The following is a 23,862-nucleotide window of genomic DNA, read 5'->3' on the forward strand; positions in this document are numbered from 1 at the left end:
ATGCTCAGGGGACGGGTGTGGCCAGCCACAGCAGGGGACGGCCGGGCTGGCTGCATGTCGGCGCTCTGGAGGAGCGGGTGCACCGGGTGTGGGACGCGCGGACGTTCCCGCCGGCGGAGTCGCTGCTGGCGATCATGACGTTGGCGGCCGTCCCCCAGGCGCTGGGCCGGCGGCTGGCCGCTCATCTGGACGGCGGCATCATCGTGGGGCCCGGCTCCGTACCCGACTTACCCGGGTTCGAGGGGTTGCGCGGCGTTCCGTTGCCGGTTCAGCAGGGAGGCTGGGAGCGCAGCGCCGGCGTCTACGACCCGTCCCGGCGGACGATCGGGATCGGGAGCGTGCCGTCGCCGTCGGTGAGCGTGGCGGGTCACGAGCTCGGGCATGCAACCGACCATCTGGACGACCTGCCCTCCGATGGACCGTTCTGGACGGCGCTGCACGCCGCGAACGCCCAGCGGCTGGCGCCGCCGTTCCGGCAGATGCGCAAGGAGCTGTACGCGGAGGCGTTCGCGTGCGTGCTCGTCCGGCGGGCGCGGCGGCTCATCCAGTTGTTCGGCGGCGATGAGCAGGCCGCACGCGAGACGTACCTGTGGTTGTCGGGACGGTACGGGATCGGCTGAGCCCGGCACCGCCTGCCGAACCGCCGCCGGGCGCGTTATGCTGAGAGGCGAGGGGCTGGTGACGGCTTCGGAAAGGGGTGAGGCACATGACCGCGGTCATGCTGGCCGATGGCGTTCTGCGCGTGCACGCCCCGATCGAGCTGCCGGACGGCACCTGCGTCGACGGCAGCCGCGACATCGCGCCGGACGCGCCCGACTATGAGGAGTGGCTGCCGCACGTCGTCGCCATTGACGACAGCGGCCTGTACGGTCACGCCGAGGACGAGGACATCGTGCGCCGGTGGCGTACGGCGGCCAGCGCGTAGTCCGCCGCCGGTCCGCCGCAGTCACGTCGTCCATGCATGAGTGGATCGATACGGCGGCCGGCTGCTCGGGCACAACGGGCCCTGGGCCGCCGCCGTCGAGGTCCCCGGCGGCCGCATGCGGTGGCTGGCGCTGACCGTCGGCGAGGTCGCGTGGAGCCCGGACGACCGGCGTGCCGCGGCGCTGAGACCCTGCCGCTCACCCCGGCTGACCGTTCTGGACGCCGCCACGGGGCAGCCGGTCGGCGACCCGGTGGACCAGGCCGAGGGCACGCTGCACTGGGGCATGCGCGGGACCGAGGCCCGGCTGGCGGTCGTCACCAACGACGGCGGCGGCGTCGACGTCTACGACGAGAACGGCCGTCACCACTGTCACCTGCCGATCGCCACCACGGAACGCAACGGCAGGTACTTCCACGACGGGCAGCAGCGTCCCTGGGCGTGGGAGCCCGAGGGCGGGTCCGGCGCGTGCCTGACCGGCGACGGGCGGGCCGAGGTGTGGTCCCTGGGGGACGTACCGGAAAGGATCGCCTCGCTCGAGACGCCGGAGGGCACGGAGGCGGTGCTGTGGGGCGCGGAGGGCGTGCTCGCGCTGGTCGGCGCGCGGACGCTGCGGTTCACGCACGCGTTCACCGGCGCCGTCCTCGGCGACTTCCTGTTCGGACGGCACTTCGACGCTGGGCGGAGCCCGCTCGACGGCGACTGGACGACCCTGCACGGCATGTTCCAAACGGACGTCTTCCCCCTGGCGGACGGCTCCTGGTGCGCCATCGCCGATCCCGCCGCCGGAGCGGCTTCGGCTCTGGTGATCGCGGGCGAGAGCCGCCTGGGGGTGCGTGGACGGCGACCCGGACGGCGACCTGGACGGCGTCCTGGCCTGGACCGTTGACCGGCGGTTCGCCTGGCCGGTCCGCTGGGGCGCTCTCGACGTCGTCCCGGACGCGGAGGCGGCGTCGGCGCTGCTCCGCCGCCTCGCCTGAGGCCGCGCCGCCGGGTCAGCGCGCCTTCCTGCGGGAGGCGGCGTGGAGTACGCGGGGGCGCAGCCGGGTGCGCACCTCGTCCATGATGTCGGCGAGTTGGGCGACCTGCTCGTCGGTCAGGAGGTCGATCAGGCCGTCGCGGACCGCCTCGACATGTCCGGGCGCGGTCCTGTCGAGGAGTCGCCGGCCGTCTTCGGTGATGACGACCATGGCTCTGCGTTCGTCGTCGGGGTCGGGTTCGCGGCGCAGCAGCCCGGCCTTCTCCAGCTGAGCCACCTGGTAGCTCAGGCCGCTGCGCGAGGTGATCATCAGGTCGGCGAGCTCGGTGATGCACCGGCGTTCGGGGGCGCACTCGTAGGCCCAGTGCAGGATCTCGTACTGGACCATGGTGAGCCCGGCGTCCTGGCGGAGCTGCCGTTCCACGTGGCGCTGGATCAGGCCGGAGGTTTCCAGGAAGCCGGTCCAGGCGCGCATCTGCGTCTCGTTCAACCACCGCGGTTCGCTCATGTCCCGGAGCCTACCGGAGTTGCGTCGAATTCGACGCATCCGTACGATCTACTCCAATGCGTCGAATTCGACGCTTCTGTGGATGCGCCTTCTCCGGGAAAGGGTCACTCATGAAGATCAGCATCATCGGTACGGGCAACGTCGGCTCCGCGCTCGAGCGCCGGCTCGCCGCGGCCGGGCACACGATCACCACGGCGAACTCCTCCACCGCCCACGACCGGGTCGCGGCACAGATCGCCGAGGCCGAGGTCACCGTCCTGGCCGTGCCGTTCCCCGCCGTCGCCCGGCTCGACCCCGCGATCAAGGCCGCCCTGCGGGACAAGATCGTGATCGACGTCACCAACCCGCTGGCGGCCGACTTCATGTCGCTGACCATCGGGCACACCACCTCGGCGGGCGAGCAGGTCGCCGCAGCCCTGCCCGGCGCGCGGGTGGTCAAGGCCTTCAACACCGTGTTCGCCGCCACCCTCGACCGCCCCGGCCTGTTCCTGCCGGTCGCCTCCGACGACGAGGCCGCCAGGAAGACCGTGCTGGAGCTCGGCACGCAGCTCGGCTTCGACGCCGTGGACGCCGGCCCGCTGGCCAACGCCCGCTACCTGGAGCCGGCCGTGGAACTGCTCATCCAGCTCGCGTACGGGCAGGGCATGGGCGCGGGCATCGGCCTCACCCTGGCGCGGGCCTGACGACCCCGGCGCGCACGGCGGAACTGTCCGGCAGGGTGGCCCTGCTCATCGGGGCATCAGGCGGCATCGGCCAGGCACTGGGCCGGCGCCTCATCGCCGCCGGCACCGGCAACGCCGACCCCCGCGCCCTGCTCGCCGGCCGGTGGACGCGCCGACCAGCGGCTACTACCTGCACGCCGCGGCCCGGCCCGGCATCGTCACCCTCGACGAGCGCGGCACCCTCAGCCGGACTGCCGGCGGGCGTACGGACGAGATCGCCGCCCCGTGCGAGGCGCTCACCGACCTCGACGAGATCGACGACGAGCTCACGCTGATCTGCGACCGTGACCGCGTCGTCCTCTGGCACGGCCGCAAGCGCCGGACCTGGGTCGCCCGCGAGGGATCCTGGAAGAAGGTCGCGGGAGGCGGCCCGCCGAGGGGCACGGGGCTGTTCTGCTCGACGCCTGCCGGGCTGTTCTACGTGGACGAGGAGGATCGCCCGTTCCTGCTGGACGACTCCGACCGCTGGGAGCTGCTGCCGTCCCTGGGAGACGACATCGAGCTGCTGTTCTGCCGCCCGGGCTCCCCCGCTCTGTGGGCGGTCACGTCCGAGGGGCTCGCGGTGTGGCGCGGCGGCGCCTTCCGGTCCGTGACGCCTCTGCCCGAGGAGGCGGGTGCCGACGCGCGCGTCCGGGACGTCTGGTACGACCCGGCGGGCGACAGGGTCCTGCTGCGCCGCAACGGCGGAATGTGGCAGTTGCCCGTACCGGACGTCCGAGGCGGGTTTCCCACGGTGCACGCGCCGGCCGGCGAGCCGGCTCCGGAGCCGTGGGAGAGCCGGAGCTGCTACGTCCTGGAGGCGTCCATCGGGCCTGGCGGCCTGCGCCAGGGCCTGGTGTTCGCACTCCCCTACCTGGAGAGCGTCCGTGACATCGTCGAGGAGCTGGTGCTGGACGACTCCGCCGAGGCGGAGTCGCAGCGGGACCTGCTGGCCAGGGGCGGCATGCTGACCCTGTGGGTCGTCCAGGAGGGTCTGCTCACCGGAGGTGTCGACCTCAAGCCGCACCTGGATCCGGCCGGGCGGGCGATCGACTGGGATGCGGTGGCCGCCGCCACGCCCGCTCTCCGGGGGGAACTTGATGGACGTGGACGGGGTGCTGGTCGAGATGGGCGAGTTCGTTCCCGGATTCACCTACCTGGAGGACGGCGTGCTGCTGGAGCCCGGCCCCAACGACCTCGAAGGCGGCGGCCTGCCGTCGATCTTCCGGTGAGCCCGGCCGCGGGTCAGGCGCCGTCCGTGCCGGCCTCGCGGTCCAGGGCCTGCAACCGGTCGATCAGCGCCCGGAGGTCGGCCGCGGCGGACTCCGCGACCGCGTTGACCAGCTCGGCCAGCTCCGCCGCCTCGGGCAGGTCGCCGAAGATCCCGGCGGGGGTACGGCCGGCGTCACGGGCGAGTCGCTCCGCCTTCGAGAGCGGCTCGACGATGTGCCGCAGCTCGTCGGTCATCGCGCACCCCCGCTGGACATGACAGGCGAGCACGATCGCTTCCATTCTGGCAAGATCACGACAAGGACCCTCAGGCAGACGAATGAGACGCCACCAGCCTTGGGGTACCGCACCTGTTCGCGCATCAGTCATTCGACCAGTGCGCCGGTGGAGGCAGGAAACCTTCATGACTGCGTGCGAACCCCTCCCCCGCCGGCCCCGGCTGCTCGCCGGCTCGCTGCTCACGGTGGCGGCGATCGTGGCGGCGGTCGCTCTGCCGTCTCCCTGTTCGCGGAGGCCTCCACGACGTCCTCCCCGGACCACCTCGTCGTACGGGTGCAGGACCCGGTGGCCGACCTGGCGCGCTACCGGGCCGAGTTCCGGCGGCGCGGGATGAACATCGACCTCCAGGTGGTGGCCGCCTCCGCCGCCCGGACCGGCAAGGTGGTGTTCCTGGAGGACAGGCACGACCCCGCCGGCAGGCCCGAGATCGTGCACGGCAGGTGCGGCACCGAGATGTGCGGGGTCGCCGTCAAGGTGCCGGTGAACTACCGCTCGTACGCCGGCATCGTCTTCGGCCGCGCCGCGAAGCCGGGAGAGATGTACGACACCGGTCCCGGCGACTCGCCCGGCGAGGGCATCGGGCTGCCGGGCATCACCGCCTACCGCGTCCCGGAGGCGGTGGCCGCCCTGCGGAAGCGGAACCTGGAGATCGAGTACCGATACAGCGACCGGGGCTCGGGCCCGAGGGGCGTGCCCGCCTCGCAGGTGCGGCCGGACTGGTACGTCCACGACGGGTTGCGCGGCGACGCGGGGCAGGTCATCCTGTTCGTCGGCCCGGACGCGGCGAGCTGACCGGAGCCGGGGGCTCAGCTACCGGGCGGTGGTGTGGCGTCGCCGATGTCGTTGGCCGTCGGGTCGTCCACGATCTCGCACGGCTTGACGGGCCCGTTCGTCAGTTGCCCCTTGAACCCCCAGGCGACCCCGGGACGTTCCTTGGTGGGAATGACGGGGCTCTCCCAGATCTCGAGCATCGCGATCTGGCCCCGCTTGATGTGGCGAGGGTAGATAGTGATGCCGCCCTTCGGGCGGATCGCCTGGTAGGAGGGCGTTCTCTCGAGCTTGTCCAGGAGCCTGGCCCGCGCGGCGGCGTCACCGGCGGTCGGTTCCCGTCCGGCCGCGCCGAGGTCGTCGCCCTCGAGGACGGGGGCCCGGGTGTTGCCGCAGCGCTTGCCGAGCGGCAGATAGGTGATGTCGGCCGTCACCCCCCGCTTGGCCAGTTCCTGTTCGAGTTGCTCGGGCTCCCGGAAGTCGTAGATCTTGACATTGATCGATCCGTCCTGGTTGTCGGTCAGGGCGTACGCCGGGGAGGCGGAGCCGAGCAGGAAGGGCACGGCCGAGCCCGCCGCCACGGCCGCCGCCACGGTCGCGCCCACCAGGAGCCGGCGGCCGGTCAGCCACGACCGCTTCCCGCGCGCGCCCGAGGTCGCCTCCTCGGTGAGCCGGAGCCGCTGCCGGGCCAGGGAGGAGTGGGGCGGCTCGTGCTCCAGCTCCTTGATGAGGGTCCTCAGTTCATCCATGATCGTGCTCCTTCAACGGGTTGACGCCTCCCAGGGCGTGGCGGACCTTGTTCCTGGCCCGGTTGAGCCGGGACTTGACCGTGCCGGTGGGGATGCCGAGCGCGCGGGCCGCCTCCTCGTACGTCATGTCGCTCCAGGCGACCAGCAGCAGGACGTCCCGGTCTCCTCGCGGCAGTTGCGCGAGCGCCTTCAGCAGGGCCGCCCGCGACCCCCGCGCCGTCAGATCGCGCGTGATCGCCTCCTCCGGCCCCTCGACGTGCGGGGCCGGGCCCTGCCGCTCCATCGCGCGGTAGCGGCTGATCTCGGCCCGGCGGTGGCCGGTGATGAGCTTGGTCGCGATGCCCAGCAGCCAGGGCCGGGCGTCGCGGTAGGAGGTGTCGTACGTGTGGCGCCTGCGGAACGCGATCAGGAACGTCTCCCCGACGAGGTCCTCGGCGCGCTCCGGGCCGAGGCGGAAGGAGACGTACCGGTAGAGGGTGCCGGCGTAGCGGTCGAACACGGCGGCGAACCGCTCCGGGTCGTCGAGCGAGCTCGCGATGACCTCGGAGTCCGCCACCGCCGGCGATGTGTCCGTCACCATAGATGGTCTTTTGTCAGCACTTGGCCTCCTTCGTGATGTCATGTGTGTCTTGTCGCGAGTGCCAGAAGTGTTCACGGGGGCCGATGGGACGAACGCACGGTGCGAGACTTGGGAGAGTGGACGACGGCCTGACCGCGGCGCTGACGCGGCTACGCGAGGTGTTCGCCCGCTATCCGCGGCGGGCGGTGCTGGACGGATGTCCGCACTGCCGCGGTTCCGTACGGCCGGACGAGCACGACCTGTTCGCGCTGACGATCAGCCTCGGCAACACGCGGGACCGTCGAGGACGTCAAGAGCCTGCTGCCCTTGCTGCTGGAACGGCTCGTCACCGGCGACGAACTCGACGCGGGCATCGTCCTGGGCAAACCGGCCGCACAGGGGTGGCGGACCTGGCCGCGGGCTGAGCAGGACGCCATCGAGGGCTATCTCATGGCGGTCTGGCGGTCGCTGCTGTCCGCGTACCCGCCGCGGGCCGGCTCGTTCGGCGACGCGGCCGGCTTCCTCGGCGCGGCTGGCGGGCTCACCGGCGACGCGGGCGCGTTTCTCGTCGAGTGGGACAGCGCCCCTGGGCCGGCCGCCGACCGCCACCTCGCCGACCTGGTGATCGAGTGGGCCGCTGGGACGCGACTGCCCGCCGAGGTCCTCATGTGGCTTCACCGCGACCTGGTACGTGACCGCCTGCTGGCCGCGTTCGAGCGCGACCACGACACCCCGTGGGCCGACGACCTCGCACGCTCCTACGACCTCCTCGGCTGGCGGGCCGGCTCCAGCCGGTAGCGGTACCGCGGAGTGGTGAAGGAGGAACTCCCCGGCGGCTGGGGGTACTACGGGGACGATCTCGCCGAAGCCTTGCGAGCTCTTTAGAGCATCCTACTCACCGGTGACCGGGTTCCTGTCCAGCCGCTCCTCGGTGACGAGCAGCCGGATCACTCCCTTGGAGCGCTCTTCGGCATCCCAGACGATCCAGTCGTCACCGACGGGGACGTCCTGGTCCAGGTCTTCCCCGTAGCCTCCGCGTGGATCGGGCTCGATGACGACCAGCACCGCCTTCAGGTCGCGTTTCCTGATCTCGGACATGACCTCGCCGACCGTCTTCTCCTCCACCTGGAAGCCGGCGAGTGAGCCGTTCTTCCCGGTGGCGGAGTGGTACACGATGGCCTTCGGCGTGGGCGCGGGCACGGGCTCGCACGGCGCCACCGGGCCTCGCATCAGGGACGTGGTGGTCGTGCCGTACTCGCCGCTGATGGTCCACACGAACGTCTCGCCGGGGTTGAACAGCTTGGTGTTGATCCGCATCTGCCACCCTCCCCCCGGCTCGCCGGGGATGTTCTCCGGCACGCTGTACAGGCCCCGGGGGATGGTCTGCACGTGCTCACCCCGCGGTTCCCGGCACATCATGCCCGTGGGCACGTGGTCCACCAGCGCCGGCACCCCCAGCTCCCGCAGGCGCCGCTCCAGTTCGGGGGCGTCGTCGAAGTCGCGGATCTGGATCGTCACCATGCCGTCCTCCAGGCTGACGGCGTACGAGCTGGGCGCGCCGTCCCGCAGCGTGATCGGGACCGCCACGATCCCGGCCGCGAGCGCGACCGCGGCCGCCAGCCACACGGGCCTGTACCGGCGCCGAACCCCTGTCGGCAGGGGCCCGGGCTCGTGCGCGGTGACCTCGGCCAGCAGTGCGCGGGCCGCCGGACCGGACGGGTCACCGCCCAGGCCGCCGGGCTCGACCCTGGCCAGTGCTCTGATCGCTTCGATGTCGTCGATGTTCTTCACAGCGCTCCTCACAGCGGCCTCTTCGACGGGACCAGCCCGCTCTGCGTGCTCACGTGCACGCCCGCGTCGGCGAGCGCGCGGGACAGGCGGCGGCGGGCGCGGTGCAGCCTGATCCGTACGGCGTTGCGCGACAGCCCCAGCACTCTGGCGATCTCCTCCCGCTCCAGCCCCTCCCAGGCGACCAGGGACAGCAGCTCCCGGTCGTCGCCGGGCAGGCTTCTGAACGCCCTGCCGATCGCGTCCAGCTCGACCTCGGTGTCCGGGGAGTGCCCGTACAGGTCGGCCAGTTCGGCGTCGAGCTCGGCCGTGCGCGCCCGGCGGCGGTTGTCACCCCGGAAGTGGTTGGCCAGGACCTTGCGCGCCACGCCGTACAGCCACAGCGTGGCCTCGTCGCCGTCCGGCAGCTCCTCCACCCGCCGCCAGGCGACGGCGAAGGTCTCCGCCACCACGTCGGCGGCGTCCTGCGGCAGGTCGCAGCGGCGCGCGGCGTAGGCCGTGATCAGGCCGTAGGCCCGGTGGTAGGCGGCCTCGAACCTGGCCGGCCGCTCGTCATCCACGGGCGGTTCCCATGGTGCGTCTCCTCATCGGCTCATATGGTCGGACATCTGTGCCTATGTGCGCGGATCACCCATCATTTCCGGGAACCGTAACCTCCGCCGTCGCACGGCGGCGCCCAGTCATCTGACAGATTCGGCCCGCCGTCCCGGCCCGTACCGTGGTCACCGCTCAACGCTCGGCAAGGGTTCAAAAGGGAGTGTGGACGGCTGGACGGAGTCGCGGTTCCTTCCAGCCGTCCATCCCCCCGCAGGGCGGGGCGGGGCGGGCGCAGAGGCCTGCCCTTGACGGTCGACGAGATCTGCTCGAACGCCCTGCGCCTGATGGACGAGGCGGGCCCCGAGGGCCTGTCCATGCGCGGGCTGGCGGCCGAGCTGGGCGTCAACCCGATGTCGCTCTACCACCATGTGCCCAGCAAGGAGGCGCTGATCGGGCTGGTCTGCTCCAGGGTGGCCGAGCGCGTGCCCCTGCCGTCCGACGACGGGGCGCCGTGGCAGGACCAGCTCGCGGAGCTGGCGCTGGCCTACCTCCGGCACGCCCAGGCGCACCCCGCCGTATGGGCTTATATCCACTCGCATCCGGAGCTCATCGAGGACCGGCGCTTACCGATCCGGAACACCCTGGACCGGGTGCTACGGCTGGCCGGGGTGACGGGGCCGGAGCTGCGGCGGACGAGCGACGTGCTGTACGCGCTGGTCACCGGCTTCGTCATCACCGCGGCTCAGGGACACCTGCCAGGCGGGCAGGACGAGATCGACCGCGATTTCGGCACGGCCTTGCGTCTCATCGTGTCCGGCGTGGCGGGGCTCTCGTAACGTTATGTTCGGTGGGCGCTCAACAGCCGTCGTTCGCCTCCCGCCGGGTCGCTCAAGGCCGTGGTCAGGGTGTCGAAGCGCAGGGTGCGGCGATCGGCCGGGGTGTAGGCCGCCCACTCGGGGACGCCGGGCGCGTTGGGATCTCCGGTGCGGACGAACGAGCCCACGGCCCGGCGGAAGGGGCGGCCGATCGGTTCGACGGCCGCCGGGTCCACGCCGGCGAACATCGGGGACGCCGACCACGCGGGCAGGTTGTCGAACAGCAGGGGGATGTCCACGGTGTGGCAGGCGCCCAGGGCCGGTGACCGCCAGTCCACCTGGTAGACGTAGCCGGGATGGCCGTGCCGGGCGCGGGCCTCGGCGACGCGCAGGGCGGGCAGCCTGACCAGGCGGTCGGTGGTGATGTCGGCCAGGATCTGGGAGGGGCGGGCTCCGGGGCGGCGCGTCTCGTAGTGCCCGTACACGGTGTCCGCGTCCGTACCGGGCGCGAGCTTCGCCAGGAGCTGCAGGACGGCGTCGCGGGTGATGGCCGCGGCGGAGGGGTCGATGGCGAGGAAGGGGTTCATCTCCTCGGCGGTGGCACCGATGAGGACGTCGATGCCGGCGCCCGCGCCGCCGTCCAGGGCCTCCAGCACCGGCGTGGGCAGGCCGGGGCCGCCGGCGATCGGGTGCATCGGCGGGGCGGGGGCGCCGATGCGGCGGCGGCCACCGCCTGCGACGAGGCTCCGGTAGCCGTCGATCAGCCGCCCGGCCGGCAGGTCGCGCAGCCGGTGGGCCGTCGCCGGGGTCAGGCCGAGGACGTTCAGGTACTCCTTCCCCGTCTGCTCGGCCTCGTCCGGCGTGGGCATCGGGATGCCGAGAGGGCCGCTCTGCGCGAAGACCCGGCGGAACAGGCCGGTCGCGAGCGGCGAGGTCAGCAGCGCCACCGAGGTCACCGCGCCGCCGGACTGGCCCGCCACGGTGACCCGGCCGGGGTCGCCGCCGAAGCGGGCGATGTTCTCGTGCACCCAGCGCAGGGCGGCCACGGCGTCCAGGAAGCCCATGTTGCCCTCGGCGACGCCGGGAACGCGCAGGAACCCCAGCGGGCCGAGCCGGTAGTTCGGCGTGACGACGACGATGTCCTCGGCCGCGGCGAGGTTCCGGCCGTGGTAGCCGGGCCACGCGGTGGCGCCGCTGAGCCAGCCGGAGCCGTGGATCCACACCAGTACGGCACGGGGCGCGCCGGTGAGGCCCGGAGTCCAGACGTTCAGGGTGAGGCAGTTGTCCTCGGCCTGGAGCAGTGACGGCGAGCCGGTCAGCAGTTGCATCGCGTCCGCCGGCCGATCCGGGTCGGCGGGGGGTTGCGGGGCGGCCGGTCCGCAGGTGGTGGCCTGCCGGACGCCCTGCCAGGGAGTGGGGGGTTGTGGCGGGGCGAAGCGCAGGCCGCCGATGGGAGCGGCGGCGAAGGGCACGCCGAGGAAGGCGGTCACTCCTCCGTCCGAGCGTCCTTGGAGGGTGCCCTGGTCGAGGGTGACCACGGCGTTCAGGTCGGTCATGCTTCTCCTTCAGCCTTGGATCCGGCTCGTCGACATGACGGCGCGGTCGGTGATCACGACGATGACCGCGAGCACGCTGACGGCGATCATGGGCCAGGCCAGGCTGTGCAGGCGCTCGTCGTCGACGCGGGTGTGGAAGACGATGGAGATCAGCGCGGAGGAGGCGATCGAGCCGAGGTAGCCCGAGGTGCGCAGCAGGCCCGCGGCGGTTCCCGCCTGGTCGGCCGGCGCCTGAACGTAGAGCACCGTCTGGTTGGCGCTGACGGTCGCGCCCAGGGTGACCCCGAAGACCAGCGTGATGGCCACGATCCACCCGATGGGGGTGCCGCCGGTGAGCGCGAGCACGCCGGCGGAGGCCGCCAGGCAGGACACCGCCGCGGCGAGCAGGGGGCCGCGGACGAGGTTGCGCCGGGCGATCGGCTGGGCCAGCAGGGCGGAGGTCACGGTCATGGGCAGCAGGAGCAGGCCCGCTTTCTCGGCGGACAGGCCACGGCCGGCCTGCAGCCACTGGGTCAGGCCGTACAGGACGGTGTAGACGCACAGCGACGCCGTGGCGAAGCGTACGTAGGTGCGGGTGAGCGACCGGTTCGTCCGCAGCAGCCGTACGTCGATGAACGGGCTCGGCACCCGCAGCTCCCACACCACCAGCCACGTGCTCAGCGCGACCGCCAGGCCGAGTGCGTTCCAGTCAGGGCGCGGCAGCCCCATCAGGAACACCAGCAGCGCCGTCATCGCCAGGCCGAACCCCGCGATGCCCACGACGTCCAGCTCCCTCAGAGATCCGCGCCCACGGGCGGCCGGCGGGTCGGCGGGAATCCAGAGGCGGCCCATCACCCAGGCCAGCAGCGCGACCGGCAGGTTGACCAGGAACGCGGCCCGCCAGCCCCAGACCCCGATCAGGACGCCGCCGAGCGGCAGGCCCAGGGCGGAGGTGGCGGCACCGGCGATCATCAGCCCGCCCAGCACGCCGCCCGGCGGCGCGCTCAGCCCCGCCGTACGGGCTCGACGGCGGATGAGCAGCATGGCCGACGGATAGACGGCCGAACTGCCCGTCCCGATCAGCACCCGGGCCACGACCAGCGCCGTCAGGTCCTGGCACGTTCCGCCCAGGACACCGCCGACCATGACGACGGCCAGCCCGGACAGGAAGACGCGGCGGGCGCCGAACTCCTCGGCAAGCTTCCCGCCCACCGGTTGGGCGATCGCGCTGGCCAGGTACAGCGCCGACACCAGGACCGCGGTCCGCCCCACGCTCACGTGCACGGCGTCCGCGATCGGCACGAGGGCGGTCGCGATCAGCGAGGTGTTGACCGCGTTGATCGCCGAGCCGATGAACAGCGGCGTCACCAGCCGCCACGAGAACGGGCCGCCGGCCGCGCGCGGGGTGGCGGTCACAGGCTCTGGCTCAGCCGCTCGATCAGCGGCGCGGCCGCCATCAGCGTCTCCAACTCGGCGGCGGTGAACCCGCCGGCGGTCAGCGCCTTCTCCAGGTGCTCGGCCCGGGCGGTACGCCGGTCGTGCAGCGCCCGCAGCCCGGCCTGCGTCGCCGACATGACCACCCTGCGGCCGTCGCCGGGATCCCGGCGGCGCTCCACCAGGCCGCGCTCCTCGAGACCGGCGAGCGTCACGCCCATGGCCTGCGGGGTGATCTGCTCGGCCCTGGCCAGGGCACTCGCCGTGGCTGGGCCGGGCTGCTCCAGGCGGGTGAGCGCCGACACCTCGGGGAGGGTGAGCTCGCCGGGGGCCGGCTGGCGCAGGCGTCGTACGAACAGGCCGATGCTCGCCTGCAGGCGGGACGCGACCATCTGCACATCCAGATCTTCAACCACGTTTGACAATCTATCTTTATCAATCTGGGTTTATCAATGGGTCACGCCAGGCGTCGAGGCCGTACTCGGCGAACAGCGGGCCGGTTGGTGCAGATCGGCACCAACCGGCCCGGCGGCGGACGTGGGTCAGAAGGTCGAGACGAGCAGGTGGACGGCGAGCGCGGTGATCAGGGCGCTGGAGGCCATCGCGGTGGCGAGCCGTCCGCGAGGCCCGGTCAGGGCCCGGCCGAGCAGCGCTCCGCCACCGGCGAGCAGGATCTGCCAGCTCGCGGACGCCACGAAGGCGGCCACGACGAACACGGCCTGCTGGAGACGGCCCGAGGTCACGGTGCTCTGGCCGGCGAGCACCAGGGCGGCGAAGTAGACGACGGTGATGGGGTTCATCATCGTGATCCCCAGCAGCCCCAGGTAGGCCCGTACAGGGCTGAGGGGCGCCTGGTCCGCCCGGGTCGTGACCTGCCCGGTGCGGTACCGGCTGATCGCCGTGGCTCCGGTGCGGGCGGCCAGCCCGATGAGCACGACGGCCGAAGCCGCTTGAAGGGGGAGCATGATCGGCTGGATGCTGTCCGAGAGCGCGGTGCCGCCGATGGTGGCGATCAGGGCGTACAGGCCGTCAGCCGTCGCGACGCCCAGCGCGGCGAAAAGGCCGATCTTCAGGGAGGTACGGGCGGTGAGGCCACCAGGTAGGTCGCGACCGCTCCGACCGGCATGGCGATCCCGTAGCCGGCGAGCAGCCCCGCCAGCAGGGCGGCGGTCACGATCGGGGAAGGGTCGGCCTTCTCCGTCGGCCGGGCTGCTGCTGTCGCGCCGGACGGGCGGAGGCGGACAGCGGCAGGAGAGCGGTGATCTTGTTCATGGGCACATCCTGGGGTACCGCACCCGGCGCCGCAACTCCCTTTTCCACCCTCAGCGGCTGCTCCACTCCTCGGCCGGAACGCAGTCGAACATGGTTCGGGCCCAGTCGTTGGGCCTGCCGAAGACCAGCCGGGTGAGCAGGACGTCGCCCGCCCGCTGCGCGCGCGGGTTGATGCCCAGCTCCTGCGAGCCGACATCCCCTTCGGGGGTAATCTCGACGCTCCTGCCGGTCTTCGCCAGGTAGGTGCTGAGGTCGGCCGCGAGTTCCGACGGGGCCCGGCCTATGAGCCGGATTCCGTCCAGGGAGACCTGCGGCCCGGACAACGCATCGATGGCGACGCACGTCAGTCCTGGAGGGCCGGCGTAGTAGGCCACGACGTCCACTCGGTACGCGGGAGCGTTCACGGCGCGGAATCGCGTACGCAACTGCTCGAAGGGACCGAACGCGCCGATCGGTGAGACGGCGTCGCCGACGTACCCCCGTGCCCGCATGGCGACGGCCGCCTCCTGCGGGCTCATGCCGAAACGCAGCGGGCCGACCCGCTCAAGTGGCGCGTAGTCCCACTGCGCCCGATCGCATTCCTCGACCACTGTCCACATGTCCGGCGAACCCTATCTCACGGGCAGACCACGTCGGCCGCTCCTCCGGCTCAGGAGAGGAAGGGTTTGATCAGGCCGGACGCGCGGGCCACGGCCACGAGCGCGTCGGGGTCGCCGGTGCGCCGGTGGACGTCCAGGGCCGTGTCGGCGAGCTTGATCACGTGTTCGTCGCCGTGCCGTACGGCCTGGTCGAACGCCTCCTCCGCCGACCCGGGAACGCCGGGCAGCTCCTCGCGGGAGGCGCCCTCGGCCGGGGCGTAGGCGGCGGTCACCGCCGCGCCGGCCGCCCACGCGGCCTCCAGGCTGGCGACCCAGAGCTTCGCGGGCAGGGCGGGCAGGGTCCGTAGCACGGCCGTCGGGGCTGTGGCGGTGTGCACGAGCATGATGGGAGAGCCGTGCGCGTGCGTGGCGTACCGCAGGGTCGCCGCGTCGGCGAGGTCGGCGAGCAGGGCGCGGGCCTGTTCGGCGTCGGCGGCGGGCCGGAGCGCGGCCAGGGACGGGTTCCAGCCGTCCACGCCGGCGAGCTGGTCGAGCCGGTGGTTGATGCCCTTGCTCTGGTCCGGAACGCGGGGAACCCCGGCCAGGGCGCTGCCCGGCGTGGCCGAGCCCGAAGGCGCGAGAACGCCCGCGATCGCCTGCCAGCGGGCCGCCCAGTAGCCGAGCGCCTGGCCCAGCTCGGCCAGCCGCGCCTCATCCCGCCGTGCCTCGTCCCGCCGTGCCTCATCCTGCCGTGCCTCGTCCTGGCGTGCCACGTCCCGCCGCTCCAGCAGCGCGTGTACGGCGTGCCCGGTCCTGATCACCCCGTGCGTGGCGCCGGCCGCGATGCCGGGCAGCAGGCGCGGCCACCAGGTCTCCAGGACCGCCCGCCAGGGCCGTTCCTTCAGCTCCCTGTCGAAGAAGGCCAGCCAGTCGCCGAGCCGGCGCGGGTCGCCCAGCGCCTGCCGCCACTCCCCCGCGTCGATCGGCGAGGTGCCGCGCGGCAGCTCGTCCAGCCGGCCGACGTAGGTGTCGAGCCAGCGGTGCACCTGGCGGTCGTACCCGTGCCGGACCATCGACTCGACCGCCATCGGACCGTGGTTGGACAGCCAGCCGTCGAACTCGGGGCCTGTCCTGTGCAGGCGCTCGTAGGCTTCGTCCAGAATGCCGCTGTCGTTCATGACTCCGGACGCTAGATGCCGACGCCGGCCCGCGCCTCGGTCTCACGGCCGAGGCGGCGCTAGGTCTTTGGATCTAGGTACGTGCGTCCGCAAAAGATCTTACTGTGGTATTAGGATGCGGGAATGGCCGCCAAAGACACCATCTCCGTCACCCTCGACCACGAGCTGGTCGAGTACGCCAAGAGCCAGGCCGGCTCCCTGTCCGCCTACGTCAACGAGGCGCTGGCCGCCAAGGTGCGCGAGGACCGGCGCCGCCGGGCGATCCTTCAGGCCCACCGCGACCGCGCCCACACCGGCGCTGACCACGCCCTCGTCGACCGGCGCATGGCGCACGTCGCACAGCAGCTCGCCGCGCTGACCGGCGAGGCCACTCAGTGACCCTGCCGCCGCTCATCCTCGACACCGGCGTCCTGGCCGAGCTCGCGCGCGGCGACCTCAACCTCATGGAGATGGTCGCCCGCTGGGACGAGCAGGGCCAGCCGATGGTCGTCTCCGTCGTCGCCATCGCCTCGGCCGCCCGGGACTCCGGCTCCAAGGACGCCACGGACCTGCTGCTCGGCATCGCCACCATGGAGCGGATCACCGTCGCAGGACTGCGCGAGCCGGAGCACGGCATCACGCTGGCGTCGGTGCTCGGCAGGACCGGCCTGGACTGGGGAGACGCGCACGTGGCGGCGCTGGCCGACGCCTCCGTGTGCCCCATCCTCACGCTGGACGGTTCTCACTGGACGCAGGCGGCCCGCGCGTTCGACGAGCCGCTGCACGTCATCGAGATCTCCGACCCGCCCGGCCAGTAGCCATCACGCCTGTCGCAGGGTGTCGCGGGCGAGGTCGAGCAGCGCCTTCTTCGCCTCCGCCATCCTCCGGAACTCCCCGGCATGTTGCCGGAGGACCCCGAGCTGGACGCGGCGGTCGGCCTCGGCCCAGATCGGGATGAGATCCGTCTCCTGTTTGCAGCGCATGTCCGCCCGCGCCACGGCCCGCTCCCGGTCCGACGGCTGCTGGGTCTTCCACCACGTGCCGTCACCGACCGCCTCGAACGGGCCCGGATACGGGTACCCGGCCTCCTTCATGCAGGCGCTCCACTCCCGGATCACGGCGACGACCTCGGGCGCGCGCTGGGCAGCCTCGAACGTCTGCGAGGCGTACCTGTTGAGCGGCTCCAGCCAGTCCTGGGGCGCCTTGCCCGTCACCTGGGCGCGGGCACGGCCCCGGCAGCCGCCGCCGTGACCTTTCGCACCGTCGAGGGCCAGCTTCTCCGTGGCCGGGAGTTTCTCCCGGGCGGCCCACACGGCGTCGCGGCGCGCCTGCGTGGGGCTGGGCGACGGCAGGTGGTAGCCGTAGCGGCCGGCGTCGCCGGCGTCCATGATCCCGTAGCGGCGCGCGTGGGGCGACCTCGTCCCCGCCGCCGTGGGCGCGGGCAGGCTCTGCCAGGTCAGGCCCTGCTCGCGCATGCAGGCACCGATCAGGACGTCCTGCGCGGCCTCGATGGTGTGGACGTCGAACTGCGAGAGCTCGTACGCGTCGAAGGGCAGGCTCATCGCGGCGGGGACCGGCTCGGCGGGCGAGGCGTCGGAGACGGAGACGGAGACGTAAGAGACGACAGCGGCCGCGGCGATCAGCGGCAGCGCCGTCAGGGTGACGATGAGGACGGGGCGCGCCCTCAGGGGCATGAGTCCTCCTGAACGAGATGCCGGGGTTCCCGGGCGGGCTCCGACACCAGGAGCCGGCGCTGACCGGCCGCATCCGTCACATGACCGGTCATGATCACCCAAGTCCACCCGGTCACGGCGACCGGCGTGGCCGTACCCGCCCTCGGGCGCCGGAGGCGCCGACGCCAAGGCCCGCCTGCCGGGCGAGCGGGAAACGGCCTCCGCCGGCGTCGGTCAGCTTTCGAAGTCGGTGGACGCGCTGTCGGCGCGCCAGGCGTCGATCTCCGCGAGCTGGGCGGCGCTGACCTGGTCGTACCCGCCCACCGCGTCCCGGCCGAGCAGCAGCAGGGATGGCGTCTTGTCCGCCTCGACGGCCTTGATGATGACGCGTGCCGCACGCGCCGGGTCCCCGGGCTGCGCACCATCGGTGCTGACGGCGTGCTGGGTGTACTTGCCCGCCGTCTGGGCGTAGTCGTCCATCGTGACGGCCGAGCGCACGATGGAGCGTCCGGCGAAGTCGGTGCGGAACCGTCCCGGCTCCACCGCCATGACCTTGATGCCGAGGGGGGCGACCTCCTTCGTCAGCGCGTACGAAGCACCCTCCAGCGCGGCCTTGCTGGCCGCGTAGTAGCCGGTGCCGGGAATCGGCATGCGCGCGGTGAACGACGACACGTTGACGATCACCCCGGACCGCCGGGCGCGCATGGCCGGCAGGACGGCCTTGATCAGGGCGATCGGGCCGAAGAAGTTGGTGGCGAACAGCGTGCGCACGCTGGCGTCGTCGCCCTCTTCGAGAGCCGCGAGGTAGCCGTATCCGGCGTTGTTGACCAGCACGTCGATGGCCCCGAACCGCGCCTCGGCCTCGGCGACGACGGAGGCGATCTGGTCGATGTCGGTGATCTCGAGAGTCAGCGCGAGGGCTTTGCCGGGGTACGCGTCCGCGAGGTCCTTGACCCTCGTGACGTCGCGAGCGGTGACGACGACGTTGTGGCCGGCCTCCAGTACGGCGGACGCCAGTGCGCGGCCGAGTCCCGCGGAGGTTCCCGTGATGAGCCAGGTGGACATATGCACGTTTCCTTGTCTGCGGTAGTTGCTGTCCTCGCCCGTACGGTGCGGGCGCGGGGAGAGCCATGGACGCGGCGCCGGGCACGAACCGGCCCGTCGCGGCTGCCGCGGGAGGGCTTCGGCGAACGTCTCGTCGCCGTGAGCTTGCCCGCGCCTTCGGATGCCGGCCTGAGCAGGGCTGCCGTGCGACCACCACCGCGACCCCCGCATCGCCCGCTCCCACCGTCAACGATAGGAGCCCGCTCCCCTGCGGCGAATCCGTCGGGTGACTGGACAAACGCCCGGCCGTGCCGCTCGCTATCGCGTTCGCGGCACCCCGCCGTCCCCGTCGCCGTCCCCGTCGCCGTCCCCGTCGCCGGGGTCGGTGTGCCGGACCGGTCGGCAGCTCGATCCGCAGCCGCCGAAGCGGGCGCTGTTCACCGGGGTGAACGGGGTTTCCGGGGTGCCCTTCAATGCGGCGATCATGGTGTCGTTCCAGATCGGGCCGGGGATCGTGGCGCCGAAGACCGCGTCGTAGTACTGGCCGCCGATCGTGACGTTGTTCAGCTTGTGGTCCTGTGCGCCGCGCGGGTCGCCGATGCCGACCGCGCCCGCCAGGTCCGGGGTGAACCCGGCGAACCAGGCCGTGGCCTGCGCGTCCGTGGTGCCCGTCTTGCCCGCGGCGGGCCGGCCGATGCCGCCCGCCCTGCTCATCGTGCCCTTGGTGAACACGCCGGACAGGATGCTCGCCGCGGCGTCGGCGACCTCGGGGTCCAGGGCCCGCTCGCACTTGGGCTTGTGCTTCTTCACGGCTCCGTTCCGGTCGGTGATCTTCGTGATGGCCATGGGCGTGCAGTACGTGCCGCGCGCGCCCAGGGTGGCGTAGGCGTTGGCGACGGTCACCGGGTCCATCTCGTTGGTGCCGAGGGTGAACGTCTCGTACTCGGTGAGGCCCAGGCCGTCGGAGCGCTTGATGCCCAGCGACTTGGCGGTTCTGATCGTGTCGCACAGGCCCACCCTGCCCTCCAGCTGCACGAAGAAGGTGTTCACCGACTTCCAGGTGCCGGTCGCCAGGGTGAGGAAGCCGCCGCCGCCCTCGTCGTTGGTGACGGTGTGGGAGGGGTCGCCGATGTTCTGTCCCTTGCAGTTCTTGAACGCGGAGTAGGAGGGCGCGGTGTAACCGCTGCCCACGGAGAACCCCTCGTTGATCCTCATGCCCTTCGACAGGGCGGTGACCAGGGTGAACGTCTTGAACGTGGAGCCCGCCTGGAAGCCCGTGCTGCCGGTCGGCCACCAGGTTGTAGGAGCTCTCTCCCTTGCCGGGATCGTCGGCGTATCTGCGGCTGGCGGCCATCGCTCTGATCGCGCCGGTGCCCGGCTCGATCAGCGCCTCGGCGGCGACCGGGTGGTCGGAGGCGAACACGCGCTTCTTGATGGCGGCGTCGGCGGCCTTCTGCATCCTGGGCTGCAGCGTGGTCCGGATCGTCAGGCCGCCGCGGTTGAGGTACTGGCTCCTGGCCTGCGCCGTCTCACCGAAGGCGGGGTTGCTGAGCACCTCGCTCCGGACGTACAGGCAAAAATATGGATATTTGCTCTCTTCGCATCCGCCCGGGATCGGGGTGCCCTTGTAGCCCAGCTTCTCGGCCCTGGCCGCCGCGGCCTGTTCGGGCGTGATCTTCTTCAGCTCCTCCATCCGGCCGAGCACCACGTTGCGCCGCGTCAGCAGGTTCTTCCGCCGTTCCTTTCCCTGGCTGGGGTCCGTCGCGTAGGGCTGCTGCACGGCGCCGGCCAGCGTCGCCGCCTGGGCCAGCGTCAGCTCCGAGGCGCTGACGCCGAAGAAGCGCCTGGCCGCCGCCTCCACGCCGTTCGCGCCGGCGCCGAAGTAGGCGATGTTGAGGTACTTCTCCAGGATCTGGTCCTTGGTGTACTTCTCCTCCACCGCCAGCGCGTGACGCAGCTCCTTGAGCTTGCGCCCGTAGCTCGCCTCCAGGGCCGCGTCCTTGTCCTTGCCGGTGGTGGCGGAGTTGAGCAGCACCTGCTTGACGTACTGCTGGGTGATCGACGACCCTCCCTGAGCGACGCGGCCCGAGGTCGCGTTCCTCACCAGGGCCCGCATGGTGCCCTCGATGTCGATCGCGCCGTGCTCGTAGAAGCGGTCGTCCTCGATGGAGATGATGGCCGTCTTCATGACGTCCGCCACCTGGTCGAGCGTGACGCTCTCGCGGTACTGCTCGTAGAACCACGCGATCTCGTTGCCCTTGGCGTCCAGGACGGTCGTCCGTTCCGCCAGCGGAGGCTCGGGAAGCTCCTCGGGCCTGATGTCCAGGCTCTCCGACGCGGAGACGACCAGCGCCCCCGATCCTCCGACCACCGGCAGGGCGATGGCGGCCACGATCACCCCGGCCGCCGCCGCGGCCACCGACAGGCGTGCGACCTGCGCCCATCGGGAACGCGCGGCGGCGCCCCCTCCCCCTCGTGACATGTGAGCGACTCCTCGATCCCGGACCTTTGACCTCTTACTGAAGAGCGTTCTCCGGCCCGGGACGTTGTTCGAGGCGGCGAATCGAGACCTGGCCGATGCGTGGGGGCCGCGGCTACCGTGCGGCGATCCTACGGAAGGCCTGCTCGTCGGAGACCTGCCAGCTCTGACCGGTGTCCAGCTCGCCGCGATGGCCGAACGCCGCCTCGCCCGTCCTGACGAAGACGTCGCGCAGTTCGAGGGCCCTCGCCGTACCAGGTACCGGTGAAGAAGCTCAGCGCTTGCACAAGATCTCCGAGCGAGTTCGTCCGACGATCGCCGCCGATCCGCGGCTGCCGGGCCGGCTCGGGCCGGCCCGGCGCCTCCTTCACACCGAGGTTCAGCCCCAGGGTTCTTCCGCCGGGCAGCGGGTGCCTTGTGCGGGTACGGTCAGCGAGATCAGGTAGTTGTCCATCGCCTCCGTGGTGCACTGGGTCATGCCGTAGACGCCGTGGCCCCAGCCCTCGTACGTGAGCAGCGTGGCCTTGGAGCCGAGCTGCCTGGCCACGTTCGCCGACCACTCGTAGGGGGTGTCGGGGTCGTGCATCGAGGTGCCCACCAGCAGCGGGGTGCTGCCGGTGTAGCGCAGCTGGTGCTGCGGGTTGTTGACCGGGTGGCCCTGGCAGATCGGCATGTCGCCCATCGGCATCGGGTTGTAGCGCATGTCGGGGGCGACCGCGTTGGAGGCGCGCATCACGTCGGCGTACTGCGCGTAGTCCCGCAGCCCCAGGTTCCAGTCCTCGCAGAGGATCGCGGTCGGCAGCTCGGCGAACTCGCCGGTCGCGGGCCCGTTGCCGGGCGGGCCCGGCATGTCGTCCGGCACCGGCCCGCCGTCGAGGGCGAGCAGCACCTTGGCCTCCAGCCGCCAGACCGGCGCCTCGTTGAGCACCACGCCAAGCCACTGCAGGTTGTGCGCGCTCACCGGCCGGTCGGTGACGCCCGGCCAGTACAGCTCGCCGCGGTCGGCCTTCTCCAGCAGGCCCTTCCACAGCGCCTTGACGTCGCGGCCGTGCAGGACGCACTCGTCGTCGCGCTGGCACCAGGCGACGAACTCGTCGAAGCTGTCCTGGACGGTGGCCGCCTCGGTGACCTGGAAGCCCTTGACGTCCAGGCTGTGGTCCATGTTGCTGTCCAGCACCATGGCCCGGATGCGGTTCGGGAACAGCTCGGCGTACATCTGCTGGGCCAGCGTGCCATAAGAGACGCCGTAGGAGGTCAGCTTGGAATCGCCGAGTGCGGCGCGGATGGCGTCCATGTCGCGGGCGACGTTGGCGGAGTCGATGTGGTCGTACAGCGGGCCGGTCAGCTTGCGGCAGTCGGCGCGCAGCCGCTTGTCGTAGGCGACCCACTTGTCGTAGTCGGCCTGGCTGGTCATGACCGGGTACGGCATCTCGTTGTAGATCGAGGCCGAGCAGGTCACCGAGCCACTGCGGGCGACACCGCGCGGGTCGTAACTGACGATGTCGAAGCGCCGCTGGATCTCCTCGCTGAGGCCGGACGGGCGCAGGATGTCGTTCACGCCCGAGTTGCCCGGCCCGCCGGGGTTGGTCAGCAGCGAGCCGATCCGCGCGGACGGGTCGGTGGCCTTGCGCCGGGCCAGCACCAGGCCGACGGTCTGCCCGTACGGCCTCGACCAGTCGATCGGCACGGCCAGCGTGCCGCACTCGACGGTGGGCTCCTCCGCGCACGGCCCCCACTTGATGCCGCGCTTGCCGATGACGTCCGTGACGTCCTCTCCGTCTGCCGCCGCGCCGGCCACCCCGGCCATCGGGGCGCTTAACAGCGTGGCCATCGCCACGAGGGCGGTGGTGAACAGAGACATTCTTCTTGGCACTTTGCTCCTATCATCGATCAGCGATCCGATCGGCCGGGGACAGTATGAGAGTGCTGGGCTCGGGGTCGAGGTGGCCGAAGACGTCCTGGGCGGACCGCACGGTCCGCCTCAGTGCCTGCTCCAGCAGGCCCGCGTCCATGGCCCGGCGTTCCAGCTCCGGTACGGCGAACCCGTTTGCTCCCGTCTCCGCCACCAGCTCCTCGTACTGGTGCACCCGCCCGCGCAGCTCCTCGACCTGGAGGCGGGCCTGGAACGCGCGGTCGGCCTCGGACACGTGGGCGGCGTACCGTTCGAGTGCCTCCACCCTGGCCAGCACCGCCTCCTCGCTCATGTCCAGCGCGCGGGTCAGCGGCCTGACCACGGCCTCGGCCTCGGGCGTGAGCCCCTGCGAGACGGTCTGCCGGTGCATGGCGCGCACGGCCGTCAGCTTGGCCAGCAGGCGGGCGATCTCCCATTCCTGCGCGGGCAGCATCACCGCGTTGCGTACGTCGTCGAGCAGGCCCTCGACGTTGACCGGGAGGCGGTGATGACGAAGATGGCGCGCCGGGCGGGTCAGGAGATGCCCGGCGGACTTGTCGAGATCCTCGGCGAGCACGTAGTGGCCCTCGTACCAGCGCAGCAGCGAGAAGAGCTCCCCCTCGCGCTCGAACTCGTCATCATCGTCCTTGGGCCGGCGGACGGAGTCGATCAGAGACAGGACCATCAGGCCGGCGCAGAGCGGCACGAGCGGCAGAAGGACCAGGCCGACGCCCGTGACGCCCATGCCCAGCAGCAGGCCGACGAAGGCAACCGGCCCGAACGCCGCGAGCATGAGGTAATGAGGGCGCAGGAGCGGACGCCGCAGCCCGGGAGTCCAGCCGCGGCGCATCTTGAGCAGGACGCCCCGGCCTTCCCTCAGCAGTTGTGCGTTCTTCGGCGGCACCCGGGGGTCGACGATCACATCCGCCATGAATCCGGGTCCTCGACGCGGATTTCGGCGGGC

Annotated in this window: 27 protein-coding genes and 1 pseudogene; 11 read left to right on the forward strand and 17 right to left on the reverse strand. The window is 71.8% G+C overall.

Annotated elements, in window-relative coordinates:
- The first annotated feature begins 17 nt into the window (after positions 1–17).
- The 4 genes from AB0J64_RS37520 to AB0J64_RS37535 all read left to right on the forward strand — a co-directional run bounded on the left by AB0J64_RS37520 (position 18) and on the right by AB0J64_RS37535 (position 1,902).
- A complete protein-coding gene (locus AB0J64_RS37520) occupies positions 18–620 on the forward strand; it encodes a hypothetical protein (RefSeq protein ID WP_364038210.1) in 603 nt (200 codons plus the stop codon).
- Positions 621–706: 86 nt separating this feature from the next.
- Positions 707–925, forward strand: coding sequence for a hypothetical protein (locus AB0J64_RS37525; protein WP_364038213.1), 219 nt, complete (start codon positions 707–709; stop codon positions 923–925).
- A 40-nt stretch (positions 926–965) separates the two neighbouring features.
- Complete coding sequence (locus tag AB0J64_RS37530) at positions 966–1,811, forward strand: hypothetical protein (protein WP_364038216.1); 846 nt, start codon at positions 966–968, stop codon at positions 1,809–1,811.
- Entirely contained in the window at positions 1,759–1,902 is a 144-nt protein-coding gene (locus AB0J64_RS37535) for a hypothetical protein (RefSeq protein ID WP_364038219.1), read from the forward strand. Before AB0J64_RS37530 ends, AB0J64_RS37535 begins: the two co-directional genes overlap by 53 nt.
- Before the next feature lie 15 nt (positions 1,903–1,917).
- Here AB0J64_RS37535 and AB0J64_RS37540 read toward each other — a convergent pair whose 3' ends face one another.
- Positions 1,918–2,409, reverse strand: a complete 492-nt coding sequence (locus AB0J64_RS37540) for a MarR family winged helix-turn-helix transcriptional regulator (protein WP_364038222.1) — start codon at positions 2,407–2,409, stop codon at positions 1,918–1,920.
- 110 nt (positions 2,410–2,519) lie between these two features.
- On the opposite strand from AB0J64_RS37540, the gene AB0J64_RS37545 reads away from it, so the two are divergent.
- The 3 genes from AB0J64_RS37545 (at position 2,520) to AB0J64_RS37555 (ending at position 5,411) form a co-directional block, all read left to right on the forward strand.
- Positions 2,520–3,092 (forward strand): NADPH-dependent F420 reductase, encoded by a 573-nt coding sequence (locus AB0J64_RS37545; RefSeq protein WP_364038225.1) that lies wholly within the window; start codon positions 2,520–2,522, stop codon positions 3,090–3,092.
- Positions 3,093–3,234: 142 nt separating this feature from the next.
- Positions 3,235–4,599, forward strand: coding sequence for a hypothetical protein (locus tag AB0J64_RS37550; RefSeq protein WP_364038228.1), 1,365 nt, complete (start codon positions 3,235–3,237; stop codon positions 4,597–4,599).
- Positions 4,600–4,751: 152 nt separating this feature from the next.
- Entirely contained in the window at positions 4,752–5,411 is a 660-nt protein-coding gene (locus AB0J64_RS37555) for a hypothetical protein (RefSeq protein ID WP_364038231.1), read from the forward strand.
- Between the two features lie 14 nt (positions 5,412–5,425).
- On the opposite strand, the gene AB0J64_RS37560 is transcribed toward AB0J64_RS37555, so the two are convergent.
- Together AB0J64_RS37560 and AB0J64_RS37565 are read right to left on the reverse strand one after the other, a co-directional pair.
- The gene (locus AB0J64_RS37560) at positions 5,426–6,136 is read right to left on the reverse strand and encodes a hypothetical protein (RefSeq protein WP_364038234.1); all 711 of its coding nucleotides are present in this window, start codon (positions 6,134–6,136) and stop codon (positions 5,426–5,428) included.
- Complete coding sequence (locus AB0J64_RS37565) at positions 6,129–6,716, reverse strand: RNA polymerase sigma factor (protein ID WP_364038237.1); 588 nt, start codon at positions 6,714–6,716, stop codon at positions 6,129–6,131. Before AB0J64_RS37565 ends, AB0J64_RS37560 begins: the two co-directional genes overlap by 8 nt.
- A 306-nt stretch (positions 6,717–7,022) precedes the next feature.
- Between AB0J64_RS37565 and AB0J64_RS37570 the strand changes: the two genes are divergently transcribed.
- Entirely contained in the window at positions 7,023–7,493 is a 471-nt protein-coding gene (locus AB0J64_RS37570) for a hypothetical protein (RefSeq protein ID WP_364038240.1), read from the forward strand.
- Between the two features lie 93 nt (positions 7,494–7,586).
- On the opposite strand, the gene AB0J64_RS37575 is transcribed toward AB0J64_RS37570, so the two are convergent.
- A complete protein-coding gene (locus AB0J64_RS37575; RefSeq protein WP_364038243.1) occupies positions 7,587–8,486 on the reverse strand; it encodes a hypothetical protein in 900 nt (299 codons plus the stop codon).
- 8 nt (positions 8,487–8,494) lie between these two features.
- Complete coding sequence (locus AB0J64_RS37580) at positions 8,495–9,043, reverse strand: RNA polymerase sigma factor (protein WP_364038246.1); 549 nt, start codon at positions 9,041–9,043, stop codon at positions 8,495–8,497.
- Between the two features lie 282 nt (positions 9,044–9,325).
- Here AB0J64_RS37580 and AB0J64_RS37585 point away from each other — a divergent pair, with 282 nt between their 5' ends.
- A complete protein-coding gene (locus AB0J64_RS37585; RefSeq protein ID WP_364038249.1) occupies positions 9,326–9,856 on the forward strand; it encodes a TetR/AcrR family transcriptional regulator in 531 nt (176 codons plus the stop codon).
- A gap of 2 nt (positions 9,857–9,858) precedes the next feature.
- Here the strand turns inward: AB0J64_RS37585 and AB0J64_RS37590 are convergent, their stop codons facing one another.
- The 6 genes from AB0J64_RS37590 to AB0J64_RS37615 all read right to left on the reverse strand — a co-directional run bounded on the left by AB0J64_RS37590 (position 9,859) and on the right by AB0J64_RS37615 (position 15,832).
- A complete protein-coding gene (locus AB0J64_RS37590; protein WP_364038252.1) occupies positions 9,859–11,391 on the reverse strand; it encodes a carboxylesterase family protein in 1,533 nt (510 codons plus the stop codon).
- Positions 11,392–11,400: 9 nt separating this feature from the next.
- Positions 11,401–12,786 carry an MFS transporter gene (locus tag AB0J64_RS37595; RefSeq protein WP_364038255.1) on the reverse strand — a complete coding sequence of 462 codons (1,386 nt, stop codon included), beginning with the start codon at positions 12,784–12,786 and terminating at the stop codon, positions 11,401–11,403.
- On the reverse strand, positions 12,783–13,220 hold the full coding sequence (locus tag AB0J64_RS37600) for a MarR family transcriptional regulator (protein ID WP_364038258.1): 438 nt from the start codon (positions 13,218–13,220) through the stop codon (positions 12,783–12,785). Before AB0J64_RS37600 ends, AB0J64_RS37595 begins: the two co-directional genes overlap by 4 nt.
- A 126-nt stretch (positions 13,221–13,346) precedes the next feature.
- Complete coding sequence (locus tag AB0J64_RS37605; protein WP_364038347.1) at positions 13,347–13,877, reverse strand: LysE family transporter; 531 nt, start codon at positions 13,875–13,877, stop codon at positions 13,347–13,349.
- 249 nt (positions 13,878–14,126) lie between these two features.
- Positions 14,127–14,675, reverse strand: coding sequence for a hypothetical protein (locus tag AB0J64_RS37610; protein ID WP_364038261.1), 549 nt, complete (start codon positions 14,673–14,675; stop codon positions 14,127–14,129).
- Between the two features lie 50 nt (positions 14,676–14,725).
- Entirely contained in the window at positions 14,726–15,832 is a 1,107-nt protein-coding gene (locus AB0J64_RS37615; protein ID WP_364038265.1) for a questin oxidase family protein, read from the reverse strand.
- Between the two features lie 123 nt (positions 15,833–15,955).
- Here AB0J64_RS37615 and AB0J64_RS37620 point away from each other — a divergent pair, with 123 nt between their 5' ends.
- Positions 15,956–16,210, forward strand: coding sequence for a type II toxin-antitoxin system CcdA family antitoxin (locus AB0J64_RS37620; RefSeq protein ID WP_364038268.1), 255 nt, complete (start codon positions 15,956–15,958; stop codon positions 16,208–16,210).
- Positions 16,207–16,629: a hypothetical protein gene (locus AB0J64_RS37625; RefSeq protein WP_364038271.1), complete on the forward strand. Its 423-nt coding sequence runs from the start codon at positions 16,207–16,209 to the stop codon at positions 16,627–16,629. Before AB0J64_RS37620 ends, AB0J64_RS37625 begins: the two co-directional genes overlap by 4 nt.
- Positions 16,630–16,632: 3 nt before the next feature.
- Here the strand turns inward: AB0J64_RS37625 and AB0J64_RS37630 are convergent, their stop codons facing one another.
- The 6 genes and pseudogenes from AB0J64_RS37630 to AB0J64_RS37655 all read right to left on the reverse strand — a co-directional run bounded on the left by AB0J64_RS37630 (position 16,633) and on the right by AB0J64_RS37655 (position 23,829).
- Complete coding sequence (locus AB0J64_RS37630) at positions 16,633–17,505, reverse strand: hypothetical protein (protein ID WP_364038273.1); 873 nt, start codon at positions 17,503–17,505, stop codon at positions 16,633–16,635.
- A gap of 213 nt (positions 17,506–17,718) precedes the next feature.
- Entirely contained in the window at positions 17,719–18,549 is an 831-nt protein-coding gene (locus AB0J64_RS37635; RefSeq protein WP_364038276.1) for an oxidoreductase, read from the reverse strand.
- A gap of 297 nt (positions 18,550–18,846) precedes the next feature.
- Positions 18,847–19,854: a penicillin-binding transpeptidase domain-containing protein gene (locus AB0J64_RS37640; RefSeq protein ID WP_364038350.1), complete on the reverse strand. Its 1,008-nt coding sequence runs from the start codon at positions 19,852–19,854 to the stop codon at positions 18,847–18,849.
- Positions 19,855–20,278: 424 nt separating this feature from the next.
- Positions 20,279–21,010, reverse strand: a pseudogene (locus AB0J64_RS37645) (biosynthetic peptidoglycan transglycosylase); the annotation flags it as partial.
- Positions 21,011–21,386: 376 nt separating this feature from the next.
- A complete protein-coding gene (locus AB0J64_RS37650) occupies positions 21,387–22,868 on the reverse strand; it encodes an alpha/beta fold hydrolase (protein WP_364038279.1) in 1,482 nt (493 codons plus the stop codon).
- Positions 22,869–22,890: 22 nt separating this feature from the next.
- Positions 22,891–23,829 carry a hypothetical protein gene (locus AB0J64_RS37655; protein WP_364038282.1) on the reverse strand — a complete coding sequence of 313 codons (939 nt, stop codon included), beginning with the start codon at positions 23,827–23,829 and terminating at the stop codon, positions 22,891–22,893.
- Positions 23,830–23,862: the final 33 nt, after the last annotated feature.

This window comes from Nonomuraea sp. NPDC049695, assembly GCF_040674955.1.
GTDB lineage: Bacteria > Actinomycetota > Actinomycetes > Streptosporangiales > Streptosporangiaceae > Nonomuraea > Nonomuraea helvata.